Here is a 12,984-nt window from a genome sequence, read left to right on the forward strand (position 1 = left end):
GTCATTTGAAAAAAGGAAAGATAGCGGCGGTCATTGTTGCATATACGGTTTTGCTTGCAACGTCTGTACATACGTATAAAAAACAAATTGATCATCCTATTATGAGTGATGTAGGTAAATTGCTTCCGACAAAAATAAAACGTGTTGAAAGTGCTACGGAAGAGCGCTCGTTAATAAAATTAGTGCGAGATGCAAAAGTTTCAGGAGAGAAAATTTCCATTGCAGGCATGCAACATAGCCAAGGAGGACAGACATATTATCCAAATGGCACGATGCTCGATATGAAAGGATATAATAAAATATTAGAATTTGATCCAGAGAAGAAGCAGATTACAGTTCAAAGTGGTGTCACGTGGAATGATATTCAGAAGAAAATAAATCCATATGGCCTTGCGGTACAGGTCATGCAGTCTCAAAATATTTTTACTGTTGGTGGTTCATTAAGTGTAAATGTACACGGGCGTGATATTCGTCATGAGGCACTAATTGATACAGTAGATTCATTTAGATTGTTAATGGCAGATGGTACGGTACGTAATGTAAATAGAGAAGAAAATGCAGAGTTATTTCCATATGTCATTGGGGGTTACGGTTTATTTGGAGTTATTTTAGATGTGACGCTGAAGTTAACAGATGATGAATTATATGAAATGCACACGAGAATGATAGATTATAAAGAATACGTATCTTATTTCAAAGAGAAAGTGAAAAGAGATGAAAATGTTCGTATGCACTTAGCGCGTATTTCTGTTGCTCCAAATTCATTTTTAAAAGAGATGTATGTGACAGATTATACTTTGGCACAAAATCAAAATATGAGAGAAGAGTACAGTGAATTAAAGGAAGAAAATATTATAGCGGTACCGAAATTTTTACTTGGGTTATCACGTTATAGTGATTGGGGAAAGAATACATTTTGGGATATACAAAGAGGTTATTTTGAACGTACAGATGGAAAGTATGAGACGCGTAATAATGTTATGAGATCAGATAGTGCTTTTATGGAATATGAAAATCCAAATAGGACCGAAGTGTTACAAGAATACTTTGTGCCTATAGATGCTTTCACGGAGTATATAGATGATTTACGTAACGTATTAAATGAAGAAGAGTTTAATTTACTCAACATTACGATTCGTTACGTGGAAAAGAATGAAAATGCAGTTTTGTCCTATGCGAAAGATGATATGTTTGCGCTGGTTCTTTTGATTAACCAGGGACGCTCAGAGAGTGAGATAAAGAAAACAGAGGATGTCATTCGGAAGATGATTGATGTTACTTTAAAGCATAACGGTAGTTACTATTTGCCGTACTATTCTTATCCAACGAAAGAGCAGTTAAAGAGGGCATATCCTCGTATTGAAGAATTTCTCAAGAAAAAGAAGGAAGTAGATTCAGAAGAGAGATTTGTGAATTTATTTTATAGGGAGTATACGAAATGACATATAGAAGATTTGTGGCTTCGCAAAGTATCATCATGATGGCAGGAAGTATGGTATTTCCTTTTTATATATTATTGCTTCGAAACGTTGGAAATAGCTTCTCGCAATTTGGCTGGGCGTATGGCTTATTTGCTTTAACATCAGCACTTGTATATCCACTAGTGGGAAAGATATCTGATCAAGTAGGTGATAAAAAATTATTAATCATATACGCTTGGTCCATGGCAATCTTAATGCTTTGCTTTCCGATTGCCACGGAAGTATGGCATGTATATATTCTTCAAATTGTAATGGGCATTTTAGGTGCTGTGCAGCGTAATACTGAGAAGACTTCGTTAGCACGAAAGGTTGCGCAGGAAAAGGCTGGTTATGAGATTGGAAAATACCATGTGTGGACATCCATTGGCGGAGCAGTAGCGGTTATTGCCACGGGATATTTAGTAGATTTCTTTACGATTGGTACAATTTTTTATATTGCATCTATTCTATATGTAGTGAGCGGGATTGTATTAAGTAGTAAAAAAATATAACTATTCCTATTTTCACCTTAATACCCTTTATTTGTTATACTAAAAGGGAATACAAAAGAAAAGGGGACAGTGCCTTTGATGAAATTTGTAGTTTTAGCTATTCTTACTTTGTTTTTGATTCCATGGACAAGAAGTAGTAGTAAGCTTCGAGCAGTGGATAAGAAGGGAGATAAGAAGGTTGTAAAGGGTAAGAAATCATCTATTTTAGTTATTCCTGTTTTATTTTGGATAGGTATTGCAATCTATGAATACTTTTGGCTAATTGATGATCGGGTAGACTCGATTCTTACTCATTATTCTGTTGCAGTAGCAATTTTAATTGGGCTTGTTTTATTTTCACAAGATCAAATAGGGAAATTAGAAGGCACATTAAAAGGACTTCTAATGTTTATTTTACTCGCAAGTTACGGCTACTTTGGTTATTTGCATGATATAGTAATCTCGCAAAAGAAATATGATTCTGTTGTTAAGGTAGAGAAAGATATTTCAGAGCCATTTACTGAAAATGACCAGCCGTTTACAGTGCCGCCAAAGACAGCGGAGAATAAGATGAAAAAAGTATTTGGTGATATTCCAAAAGTAGCTTATTTTGAGCTAGGAGAATTAACGCCACAAATGGTAAACGGCGAGGCTTTATATGTAGCGCCGATTGAAGTTTCAGGATTTTTTAAAGCGCGTAAAGCTGAGACAATTCCAGGGTACGTAACGATGTCAGGTACGAATCCTGATGCGGAAGCGAAACTGCACCTCGGTTATAAAATGAAATATGTGCCAAGCATGTTTTTTGGTAATAATTTAGAGCGTGTGGTAAGGCAAGCAGAACCAAATTTAATCTTTAAAGGAAAACCTAAATTTGAGGTTGATGATAAAGGAAAACCATATTATACAATGACGTATGGTGAATTTATTTCAGGAAGATCTGGATTTGAGGTAGAAGGTGTTGTCGTAGTAGATGCACAAACAGGTGAAGTGAAAAGATATGATAAAGGAAAGGCACCTAAATTTGTTGATGGTGTATTAAATCATGAGACTGCATCTACGTTAAATACGTACTTTGGTAAATATATTCACGGATTTTGGAATACGAAATTCTCACAAACAGATATGAAAATTCCGACTGAGTGGGGAACGAAAGAAGGCGTGACCCCGATCTTTGGTAAAGATGGAACATTGTATTATTTTACAGACTTTACTTCTCCAAAAGAAGGAGTAGATTCAGCCCTAGGCTATTCATTAGTAGATGCACGCACAGGCAAGCTATATTACTATAATGGAAAAGAAGTAAAGGGGATTATGGATGGTTCAGCAGCTACAGAAGTAGTGGATAATTCCTTTAAGAGAGAGAAATGGCATGGGACAATGCCTGTCATTTATAACGTATACGGTAAACCAGCTTGGATTATTCCGGTTGTTGATGACGGAGGCCTAGTACGTGCACATACAGTTGTATATGCTGCTAATGCAAAAATATTTGCGACAGGTTCTTCGCAGAAAGAAGCGCTTGAGAATTATAAAAACGTAATGAGCGGTAATGGTGATACATTTAGACCAACCTCAACAGGAAAAGAAGCGCAAAAAGAAGGTATTGTACAACGTGTATATAAAGAAAAATCAGGTGAAAATACAATCGTGTACGTACTTTTAGAGAATGAACAAAAGGTATTTATGATACCGGTGAAGAAATTCCCATATGCTATGTTTACAGAAGTAGGAGACCCAATTCAAATTACATATTTAGATACGGGAGAGATGATGTCCTCAGTATCTAAATTTACGAATAGCAATGTGAAAAAGTAAAGCGATAGAATTTCTATCGCTTTTTTTACATTATGAAAGAGGAAAATGCGCTGTACTTGACGTATGTTTATGATGTAACTATAATTGTTACGATTCAGTTTGTATAGGAAAGGGTGAATTGAAAAAGTGAATGAAGTTAATCACGAAATATATAAACCTGTAAAGGCAAACAGGTTATGGATGATTCTTGTATTAGGAACACTTACGGCGATTGGACCATTATCTATTGATATGTATTTGCCTTCATTACCGAAGTTAACGGATGATTTGCAAACAGGTGCATCCCTCGCGCAGCTTACATTAACAGCTTGTTTGCTTGGGCTGTCAGTAGGACAATTATTTGTTGGCTCAATTAGTGATATTTACGGAAGACGCAAACCTCTTATTATTGCTCTTATTATTTATGTTGCTTCTTCTTTACTTTGTGTTGTTGCGCCATCTATTTGGACATTAGTGTTATTGCGCTTCCTACAAGGAGCTTCAGGATCAGCCGGGATTGTTATATCACGTGCGATGGTACGTGATATGTATTCAGGTTCTGAAATGACGAAGTTTTTCTCACTGCTTATGTTAGTAAACGGAGCAGCGCCTATTTTGGCACCGATTATTGGGGGGCAATTATTACAGTTTACAACGTGGCGCGGTGTTTTCATCGTTCTTGGAGCAATTAGCGTATTCATGTTAATCTCAGCTACTTTTGTATTGCGTGAAACATTACCTCCTGAAGAAAGAGAAACGGGTGGTTTGTCAGGGACTTTGGCGACGTACGGAAAATTGTTAAAGGACCGTCTGTTTATGGGATATGCATTGTCACAAGGATTAGTAACAGCGGCAATGTTTGCATACATTTCGGGCTCACCATTTGTGTTGCAGAACATATACGGAGCATCACCACAGCAATTTAGTTTATTCTTTGCGATTAATGGCATCGGTATTATTATTGCTAGTCAGGTAACGGGTCGTTTAGCGGGGAAAGTGAATGAGAAGACATTATTTGTTGCTGGTATTATTATCGCAGCTGTTGGTGGCCTATCTTTACTACTGACAATCGTACTAGGAATAGGTTTAATCGGTGTTTTATGTTCGTTATTCCTTGTTGTATCAAGTGTCGGGGTTGTATCAACAACTGGGTTCTCATTAGCGATGAGAAATCAGAAGCAAGCTGCAGGAACAGCATCAGCTTTATTAGGCTTATTACAGTTCATTTCAGGAGCTCTTGTTGCGCCGCTAGTAGGTATCGGTGGAAGTAATACAGCATTACCGATGGGGGTTGTTATTGCGCTTTGTGAAGTAGGAGCAGTGTTATGTTATCTATTTATGGCCAGAAGAAGTGAGAAGCAGTTTGAACTGCAGCAAAAACAAAATTTAGAGGCTTAACAAAAAAGAACTGATTCAAAGGGAATGTTTGAATCAGTTCTTTTTTTCATTTCTTTGAAATACCTCATACATATTATTCATGATCGTATCATATAAAACAGCAAGTTTATCCCACACCCAGCGATTACTATCGACTTCTTTTTCCCCACAGTCGATAATATCGGTATGGTCAGTAATTTTATACGCTTTTTTAACGATAATAGGAGCAATCTTCGGTATACGTGGGATTTCCTTTAAGGTATCTGCAAAGTTTCCAATGTAGACATGACCGATGATTTCGATTGTTAATGATTTATCCGATATATTGAGCACGGTATGAAATTGATTTGTATGTTGTTGTTTTAAATATTGAGCTAACTTAAATGGAGCATGCTTCTTCTTTAATACGCGGCGAAGGCTCTCTGTATTTTCGATATGAAGTGATTTTTCGCGAATAAGGACACGAATATCTTCTCCCATAAAAGGTATTGTGTTGTACATAGATGATTCTCCTTAAAACCTTACATATGTTTGCGTTATGCATATGTAAGTCTAGCATGGTTTGTTCTTTATGTGTGCTTACAGTTTTGTAAGGTGAGTAGTAAAGCAGTGCAAAAGTTATTTGTATAAAGTGACGATACTGTGACAAACATGTTGGTATACATGTTACGATGTCGTCTTAAGTGTAAAAAGTAGGATGTTCTCGGTATAATAACAAGTGGAGATAAAAGAAACTATAATGAGTAGTAGCTGTAGATAAAAGGAGAAGAAGAGATGAAGAAGGTTTTGGGTATTGCTGTAATGGGAAGTATGATCCTTCTAGCAGGATGTAATGGAAATAAGGATACGAAAGAACCGAAAGAAAAGGTAGAGCAATCTACAGAACAAACAGAAGAAATGAAAGAATACCTTGCAGTACATGAAAAATACGATTTGAAAATGAATAAAGAAATTAATAACGCACTGCAGTTATTTGAAGTGGCAAAAGAAAAGGGCGGTAAGAAAATAACGACTGCTACATATAAAGAAGATGTGCAAAAGGTAACAACGAGCATGTTAGAAGATATTGATCATATACGAAAAGAAATTCGTGTTCCGAAGTCGAAAGAGCAAGAACATGAGGTATATGTCGGTTTCTTGAATGAATCGGAACAAGCAATGAAAAAATTACAGAAGTTAGCTAAAGAAGAAGATTCATCGTTGATTCGTGATATAGAAATTAATTTTGCAACAGCATCGACATACTATAAACGTTTTCAAGCAGAAACGAAAAAATAACCTTGCATAGGCAAGGTTATTTTTTCTTCTTGCCATCTCCATCTTCATCCTCGGATACTAATATCTTCTGTTCTTCGTGAAATTCGGAAATAGTTTGCCCGGTAATATTATCGAAAGGGGTATAAAAAGAAGTGATACTTTTCTTTTTGATGAAGAGTTTGTAGAAGCCGATGATGACAAGTATAACGATTGTTAAGGGTAATCCTATAGTAGCTAGAAGTAAGGGGTCCATCTTATAACTCCTTTCATATCTTTTTTTATTATAAGCGAAATACGATATAGATAAATAAAAGTATTAAAAACTGATTTTTCTAAATATATCCAATTTGATTGACTTTTCATTTTTTCAGAATTATAATTCGAAATATACAATTTGAACCAAATAATAATATAGCAATTTACTTATCCAGAGAGGTAGAGGGACTGGCCCTATGACACCTCAGCAGCGGGTTCTGTAATAGGAACACCGTGCTAATTCCAGCAAGCAAGTCTTGAAAGATAAGTGATGGGCCTTTGTTTATTAAGCCTTGATCTTATTTTTTAAGATCAAGGCTTTTTGTATTCTAAAAAGAGAAAAGGGAGTAATGGAAAAAGTACGTTTATAAAACTAAGTAAATATATGTGTTTAGGGGGTTATTAGGGTGTATGTAATTAAAAAATTATCAGTTATGGTGTTCACGCTATGGGTTATTACGACGGTGACATTTCTAATTATGCATATTATTCCGGGGGATCCATTTTCATCAGATGCAAAAATCTTTCCTGAAGAAGTGATCCAAAACATGAGAGCGAAGTATCACCTTGATGAACCGTTATGGAATCAATATGTTGCTTATTTAGACGGCGTAGTTCATTTTGATTTTGGTGAATCTGTTCAATCAACCGGGCAAGGTGTATCAGAAATTATAACAACTGGTTTTGGTCCATCAGCAATTATTGGTTTACAAGCACTTATTATTTCATTGCTAGTCGGAATTGCTGCAGGTACATTTGCTGCTCTCTATCATGGGAAGGTAATTGATTACGGTGTAAGTTTACTTGCCATCCTCGGTATTTCTATTCCGAGCTTTATTTTAGCACCACTATTTATACAAGTATTCGCTATTCAATTCGAGCTCTTACCAGTAGCTTCTTGGGGTACATTTGAACATACGGTATTGCCATCCTTTGCATTAGCGTTAGGACCAATCGCAGTGATTACAAGATTTGTTCGCTCTAATATGATCGAAGTACTGCAGAGTGATTATATTAAGTTAGCGAGAGCGAAAGGTATACCGATTAAGAAGATTATTATAAGACATGCTCTTCGAAATGCAATTGTTCCGGTACTTACATTTGTTGGACCATTAATGGCGGGACTTTTAACAGGTACTTTCGTTATTGAAAAGATTTTTTCAATTCCTGGTCTCGGAAAATATTTTGTAGATAGTATTTTTAATCGAGATTATCCAGTGATTATGGGAACAACCATTTTTTATAGTGCACTTTTAATTGTATGTATTTTTATTACAGATATTATTCATCGTATTGTTGATCCACGTATTCGTTCTATTACGTAAGGAGGGGGATGTTTAGATGGGAGCTTATGAAATTAATGACCAGTTATTAACAAATGAAGAGAAGAAAGAATTAACGATAAATAAAGATCAGCAAAAGATTAGCCGAAAGAAAGAAGTGTTTCGTAAGTTTGTATCGAATCCAATCGCAGTTTTAGGATCAGTGACGTTATTACTCATTATTGTTTTCTCACTTGTTGGTGAAAGTTTAACGCCATTTACTGCGAGTGAACAAGTAAAAGAGGCAACAAACTTACCACCTAGTAGTGAGCATTGGTTCGGAACAGATGATTTGGGAAGAGATATATGGGGACGTACTTGGGCTGGCGGGAAAATTTCATTAACAGTTGGATTAGTGGCAGCTGCTCTTGATATAGGACTTGGTGTGCTAATCGGAGGATTTAGTGGATATGTGAGAGGGCGCAATCGCCTTGGGACATTAATTGATGAGTGGATTATACGAGGAATCGAAGTGTTATACGGTATCCCGTATTTATTAATTGTTATTTTACTATTAATTGTTATGAAACCAGGTCTTTTTACCATTATCATCGCCCTTGCATTAACAGGATGGATTGGTATGGCACGTCTCGTTAGGGCGCAAGTCTTATCTTTAAAACAAAGAGAGTTTGTTATTGCAGCGGAGCGATTAGGTACATCCCATATGAAAATTATATACGGGCATTTAATTCCGAACTTAACGGGCATTATTATCGTAAATTTATCATTTACAATTCCCGCAGCTATTTTCTCAGAATCATTTTTAAGCTTTATCGGACTAGGAGTGCAATCACCGGCAGCAAGCTGGGGGACGATGACGAATGATGCACTTGGGACATTATTGAGTGGAGAATGGTGGCAGCTATTCTTCCCAGCAATCATGATTGCGCTCATTATGTTCGCATTTAATGCGATTGGTGATGGTTTACAAGATGCAATTGATCCAAAAATCGTAAAACGGAATCGAAAGGAGAAAAAACATGGGACAGCTCTTATCTTTAGAAAACGTAACGTTAGCCGTTGAAAAAGAGAATAGTAACCAAGCAATTGTGAAGCATGTTTCCTTTTCTATTAGCGAAGGTGAAATAGTTGCACTTGTAGGAGAAAGTGGTTCAGGGAAAAGTGTTACAGCACAATCTATTATCGGCTTAAATCAAGAATCAATTCATATTGATGATGGAAATATATCTTTTGAATCAAAGGAATTAACGAATCTACAAGAATCAGAATGGAATCAAATTCGAGGGAAAGATATTTCGTTTATCTTTCAAGACCCACTTTCATCTTTAAATCCGACGATGAAGGTGGGAAGGCAAATTACAGAGGTGATTTTGCAACACGAAAAGAAATCGAAAAAAGAAGCAAAAGAAATTGCGATTAACTTATTAAATGATTTAGGGATACATGAAGCAGAGAAACGCTTTGAACAGTACCCACATCAATTAAGCGGAGGCATGAGGCAACGTATTTGTTTAGCAATCGCATTTGCCTGCCACCCCAAACTCGTTATTGCGGATGAACCTACGACAGCATTAGATGTAACAATTCAAAAGCAAATTATGGAGTTATTAAAGGAAAGAAAGGAAAAGCAAAATACGAGTATTTTACTAATTACGCACGATTTAGCACTTGTACGTGAAGTAGCGGATCGAGTAGTTGTGATGTATGGAGGACGTGTTGTTGAAAAAGGAACGATAGAGGAAGTGATAGGTTCCCCTAAACATCCATACACAAAAAGCTTATTACAAGCAATTCCGAATATGGATGATTCTGAAAAAGTATTACGTGCAATAGAAGGGACGACACCTTCCATTGAGACGTTAAATAGCTTTGGTTGTCCTTTTGTAAATCGTTGTCCAGTAGCGATAAAAGAATGTATTCATCGTTTCCCAGAGAGAACAACATATTCCAAGGAGCATAGTTCACATTGCTGGCAACATGTTCTGGAGCATAATAAAGCGAAATCAAAAGAGAAGGTGAATGCCTCATGACGACAGATTTAATTACTGTAAAGCAAGTAACGAAAACGTATGGAAGTAAAAATAAAGAAATCGCAGCGTTAAAAGATATATCACTTTCTATCCCGAAAGGAACAACGCTTGGCATTATTGGAGAAAGTGGTTCAGGAAAAACAACACTTGGTAAGCTCATAGCTGGGATTGAGAGCCCAACGTCTGGTGAAATTGATTATAACGGTCAAGTCGTTCACAAGTTGAAGGCAACTCATAAACGCGATTTCTTACAGAAAGTACAGTTTATTTTTCAAGATTCCACAGCAGCATTAAATCCGCGCTGGAAAGTACGCGATAGCGTAACGGAAGGCTATATTTCATTTGGTTTAGGTGATAAAGGATTGAAAGATAAAGTAGCAGGTGATGCGCTAGAGCGTGTTGGGTTAGATAGACGATATATTGATCGCTATCCGCACGAATTTAGCGGAGGACAACGTCAACGAATTGCTATTGCAAGAGCGTTATTGTGTGAGCCGGAAGTATTAATTCTTGATGAACCAATTTCGGCATTAGACGTTTCATTGCAAATTCAAATTGTACATCTGCTGCAAAAAATCCAAAAAGAACAAGGTTATACATATTTATTCATCGCTCACGATTTACCGATGGTTCACTATTTATGTGAAAAAGTAGCTGTCTTATACAAAGGAGAACTTGTTGAATTTGGAAATACGGACGAAGTATTCCGTAATCCACAACATTCTTATACAAAAACACTATTGGCATCAACACCAAAAATTTCAGGTTAAAGGAGAATGTAGGATGAAGAAGTTTTTACTGTTTGTCATTATGACTGTTTTAGCAATTACTTCTGTCGCTTGCGGTAAGAAAGAGACGCAAAAGGCGAGTGCTGGTAAGGGAGAAGGAGATCGATTAGTAACGAATATTGGTAGCGATCCATATACACTTGATTCCGCTATTGCGACAGATAGTACTTCAGGTTATGTAATTGGACATTTATTCTCAAGCTTATATACGCAAGATAGTGATGGAAAATATCAAAATGAATTAGCAGAGAAAGAAGAAGTAAATGCTGATGGAACTGAGTATACAATTCATTTAAAGAAAGATATTAAATGGTCAGATGGTTCTCCTATTACAGCAAATGATTTTGAATTTGCATGGAAGCGATTATTAAATCCGAAAACGGGTTCTATGAATGCGACAGAAATGTATTTTATTAAAGGGGCAGAGGCATACAATACTGGAAAAGGTGAAGAAGGACAAGTTGGTATTCAAGTTGTTGATCCTCAAACATTAAAGGTAACACTTGAGCACCCAGTGTCTTCCATTAAACAAAAATTAGCAAGCTCATTATTCATTCCATTATCAAAAAAATCAATTGATGATAATAATAAATTAAAAACAGATCCAAAAGAGTTAATTACGAACGGACCATTCACATTAAAAGAATGGAAGCATAATCAGGCTATTACGGTACAAAAAAATAAAGAATACTATGATAAAAAGGTAACATTAAAAGAAATTGAGTTTCGTATTATTCCAGATTCTAAAACAGCGTACCAATTATACAAATCAAAAGAATTAGATTTACTAAGTAGTTTACCGCAAGAAATGATTGAGAAAGAAAAAGGAAATAAAGAATATAAACGTGTTGCAGGATTTTCATCTTATATTTATTCGTTTAACGTAGAAAAAGAGCCGTTCACAAATGCGAAAGTACGTAAAGCATTCTCATTAGCAGTTGATCGTAAGTTTATTGTTGAAAAACTGTATAAAAACAATGCACAAGAAGCAAATGCATTCGTTCCAGAAGGAGCAAAAACACAAAGTGGGCGTGATTTCCGTAAAGAAAAAGGTGGTTACGTTAAATTTGATCCAGCAGAAGCGAAAAAATTATTAGAAGAAGGTATGAAAGAACAAGGCTGGTCTACATTACCTGAAGTAACATTAAAATTCACTACAGATACACAACATAAAAAAGTAGCAGAAGCGATGCAAGAAATGTTTAAGAAAAATCTTGGCGTAGATATTAAATTAGAAAATAAAGAGTGGAAGAGTTACATCGACACATATAAGCAAAGTGATTTCCAATTAGCTTATATGGGATGGGGCGGTTCTCTATTAGACCCAATTACTAAATTAGATTTATATGCAGGTGATGGTCCAAACAATTATGCAAAATGGCATAATAAAGAATTTGATGCTTTAGTGAAGGAAGCAGAAGTAGAACAAAATGAAGATAAGCGTTTTGATTTATTGCATAAAGCGGAAGATATTATGTTTACAGATTCACCATTAATTCCAATTATATTCCCGTCGGATTCCTATTTACAAAAACAAACGGTATCTGGACTTCAATATTATGTTGGATCTAAACCAGATTTAAGATATGCAAAAATAAAGAAGTAGGCAACCGCCTACTTCTTTATTTTATTTCTCTTTTATATTCTTTTTTCGTTCCATCAGAGAAGACAACTTCTAAATCGAATTTTTGATAGTCTTTATCAAGTTTGAACACGTTCACTACTTGATCGATTACTTCTTGGTCAGGAGTATCTTTATCAAATTTTAATTCTTGTAGAAGTGGGCTTAATTTTGTGATAGCCTCGTCTCCTGTTAATTTTACATCTGCTTTATGATCTTCAATTTTTGCTTCCATTTTCTTGTCAGCTGCTACATTTTTATAGTCTGCTTCGTAGTCTTTCTTTGTATCTTGATAGTCTGCCTTTAAATCGAATTCATTGAAGTTTAGTTTTAAATCTGCAGGAGCCTCATTTTTTGCTTCTTCAGTCGTCTTTTTATTAGAAGTTGTGTCTTCTTTGGCAGGAGCTTTACATCCTGTTAATGCAGGTACTAGCATAAGAGCTAATAAAACTGATAGTAGAATTCTCATTATAAATTCCTCCTTATGTAAATTCGTTCTATACAAGTTTTTCCCAAAAACATGTAATTATGTATGTGTTGAAAATAAATTATTATCCTGCAGTCACGAGGGCTAATCCGCAATTTAAATCAAAAACGATTTGTATGTATATGGTAAATTGAAATT

General features: G+C 35.7%; 13 protein-coding genes and 1 riboswitch. Of the genes, 10 read left to right on the top strand and 3 right to left on the bottom strand.

The genetic code is table 11. The annotated features are described in order from the left end of the window. The first annotated feature begins 5 nt into the window (after nucleotides 1-5). The 4 genes from ACTFP3_RS27770 to ACTFP3_RS27785 all read left to right on the top strand — a co-directional run bounded on the left by ACTFP3_RS27770 (nucleotide 6) and on the right by ACTFP3_RS27785 (nucleotide 5,146). Nucleotides 6-1,442 (top strand): FAD-binding oxidoreductase, encoded by a 1,437-nt coding sequence (locus tag ACTFP3_RS27770; RefSeq protein WP_440011896.1) that lies wholly within the window; start codon nucleotides 6-8, stop codon nucleotides 1,440-1,442. Further along, the gene (locus ACTFP3_RS27775) at nucleotides 1,439-1,972 is read left to right on the top strand and encodes an MFS transporter (RefSeq protein ID WP_000222361.1); all 534 of its coding nucleotides are present in this window, start codon (nucleotides 1,439-1,441) and stop codon (nucleotides 1,970-1,972) included. The genes ACTFP3_RS27770 and ACTFP3_RS27775 overlap by 4 nt, the downstream gene beginning before the upstream one ends. A 78-nt stretch (nucleotides 1,973-2,050) precedes the next feature. Continuing rightward, nucleotides 2,051-3,769 (top strand): DUF3981 domain-containing protein, encoded by a 1,719-nt coding sequence (locus tag ACTFP3_RS27780; RefSeq protein ID WP_000674047.1) that lies wholly within the window; start codon nucleotides 2,051-2,053, stop codon nucleotides 3,767-3,769. Between the two features lie 117 nt (nucleotides 3,770-3,886). Continuing rightward, on the top strand, nucleotides 3,887-5,146 hold the full coding sequence (locus ACTFP3_RS27785; protein ID WP_440011922.1) for a multidrug effflux MFS transporter: 1,260 nt from the start codon (nucleotides 3,887-3,889) through the stop codon (nucleotides 5,144-5,146). Nucleotides 5,147-5,179: 33 nt separating this feature from the next. Here the strand turns inward: ACTFP3_RS27785 and ACTFP3_RS27790 are convergent, their stop codons facing one another. Beyond that, a complete protein-coding gene (locus ACTFP3_RS27790; RefSeq protein ID WP_000282860.1) occupies nucleotides 5,180-5,626 on the bottom strand; it encodes a hypothetical protein in 447 nt (148 codons plus the stop codon). A 273-nt stretch (nucleotides 5,627-5,899) separates the two neighbouring features. On the opposite strand from ACTFP3_RS27790, the gene ACTFP3_RS27795 reads away from it, so the two are divergent. Next, nucleotides 5,900-6,403, top strand: a complete 504-nt coding sequence (locus ACTFP3_RS27795) for a hypothetical protein (RefSeq protein WP_440011898.1) — start codon at nucleotides 5,900-5,902, stop codon at nucleotides 6,401-6,403. A 16-nt stretch (nucleotides 6,404-6,419) separates the two neighbouring features. On the opposite strand, the gene ACTFP3_RS27800 is transcribed toward ACTFP3_RS27795, so the two are convergent. Continuing rightward, entirely contained in the window at nucleotides 6,420-6,635 is a 216-nt protein-coding gene (locus ACTFP3_RS27800; RefSeq protein ID WP_000371388.1) for a DUF3951 domain-containing protein, read from the bottom strand. 167 nt (nucleotides 6,636-6,802) lie between these two features. Then, nucleotides 6,803-6,908, top strand: a riboswitch (SAM riboswitch). A 136-nt stretch (nucleotides 6,909-7,044) separates the two neighbouring features. Here ACTFP3_RS27800 and ACTFP3_RS27805 point away from each other — a divergent pair. The 5 genes from ACTFP3_RS27805 to ACTFP3_RS27825 are packed head-to-tail and all read left to right on the top strand — an operon-like array spanning nucleotide 7,045 to nucleotide 12,344. Then, complete coding sequence (locus tag ACTFP3_RS27805; protein ID WP_000289310.1) at nucleotides 7,045-7,962, top strand: ABC transporter permease; 918 nt, start codon at nucleotides 7,045-7,047, stop codon at nucleotides 7,960-7,962. Between the two features lie 16 nt (nucleotides 7,963-7,978). Next, nucleotides 7,979-8,983, top strand: a complete 1,005-nt coding sequence (locus ACTFP3_RS27810) for an ABC transporter permease (RefSeq protein WP_173601043.1) — start codon at nucleotides 7,979-7,981, stop codon at nucleotides 8,981-8,983. After that, nucleotides 8,940-9,950: an ABC transporter ATP-binding protein gene (locus ACTFP3_RS27815; protein ID WP_000531264.1), complete on the top strand. Its 1,011-nt coding sequence runs from the start codon at nucleotides 8,940-8,942 to the stop codon at nucleotides 9,948-9,950. The genes ACTFP3_RS27810 and ACTFP3_RS27815 overlap by 44 nt, the downstream gene beginning before the upstream one ends. After that, on the top strand, nucleotides 9,947-10,720 hold the full coding sequence (locus tag ACTFP3_RS27820; protein WP_000205673.1) for an ABC transporter ATP-binding protein: 774 nt from the start codon (nucleotides 9,947-9,949) through the stop codon (nucleotides 10,718-10,720). Before ACTFP3_RS27815 ends, ACTFP3_RS27820 begins: the two co-directional genes overlap by 4 nt. A gap of 13 nt (nucleotides 10,721-10,733) precedes the next feature. Further along, entirely contained in the window at nucleotides 10,734-12,344 is a 1,611-nt protein-coding gene (locus ACTFP3_RS27825; RefSeq protein WP_025690493.1) for a peptide ABC transporter substrate-binding protein, read from the top strand. A 16-nt stretch (nucleotides 12,345-12,360) separates the two neighbouring features. Here ACTFP3_RS27825 and ACTFP3_RS27830 read toward each other — a convergent pair whose 3' ends face one another. Beyond that, complete coding sequence (locus tag ACTFP3_RS27830) at nucleotides 12,361-12,828, bottom strand: YusW family protein (protein ID WP_001221552.1); 468 nt, start codon at nucleotides 12,826-12,828, stop codon at nucleotides 12,361-12,363. Nucleotides 12,829-12,984 lie beyond the last annotated feature (156 nt).

The organism is Bacillus cereus group sp. MYBK5-2 (assembly GCF_051915685.1).
GTDB classification, from domain to species: Bacteria; Bacillota; Bacilli; order Bacillales; family Bacillaceae_G; genus Bacillus_A; species Bacillus_A cereus.

Bases quoted from the DNA above. Each gene is read 5' to 3' on its own strand.
- ACTFP3_RS27825 (WP_025690493.1), top strand. From the start codon at position 10,734: ATGAAGAAGTTTTTACTGTTTGTCATTATGACTGTTTTAGCAATTACT.
- ACTFP3_RS27800 (WP_000371388.1), bottom strand. From the start codon at position 6,635: ATGGACCCCTTACTTCTAGCTACTATAGGATTACCCTTAACAATCGTT.
- ACTFP3_RS27790 (WP_000282860.1), bottom strand. From the start codon at position 5,626: ATGTACAACACAATACCTTTTATGGGAGAAGATATTCGTGTCCTTATT.
- ACTFP3_RS27810 (WP_173601043.1), top strand. From the start codon at position 7,979: ATGGGAGCTTATGAAATTAATGACCAGTTATTAACAAATGAAGAGAAG.
- ACTFP3_RS27830 (WP_001221552.1), bottom strand. From the start codon at position 12,828: ATGAGAATTCTACTATCAGTTTTATTAGCTCTTATGCTAGTACCTGCA.
- ACTFP3_RS27775 (WP_000222361.1), top strand. From the start codon at position 1,439: ATGACATATAGAAGATTTGTGGCTTCGCAAAGTATCATCATGATGGCA.
- ACTFP3_RS27815 (WP_000531264.1), top strand. From the start codon at position 8,940: ATGGGACAGCTCTTATCTTTAGAAAACGTAACGTTAGCCGTTGAAAAA.
- ACTFP3_RS27820 (WP_000205673.1), top strand. From the start codon at position 9,947: ATGACGACAGATTTAATTACTGTAAAGCAAGTAACGAAAACGTATGGA.
- ACTFP3_RS27795 (WP_440011898.1), top strand. From the start codon at position 5,900: ATGAAGAAGGTTTTGGGTATTGCTGTAATGGGAAGTATGATCCTTCTA.
- ACTFP3_RS27780 (WP_000674047.1), top strand. From the start codon at position 2,051: ATGAAATTTGTAGTTTTAGCTATTCTTACTTTGTTTTTGATTCCATGG.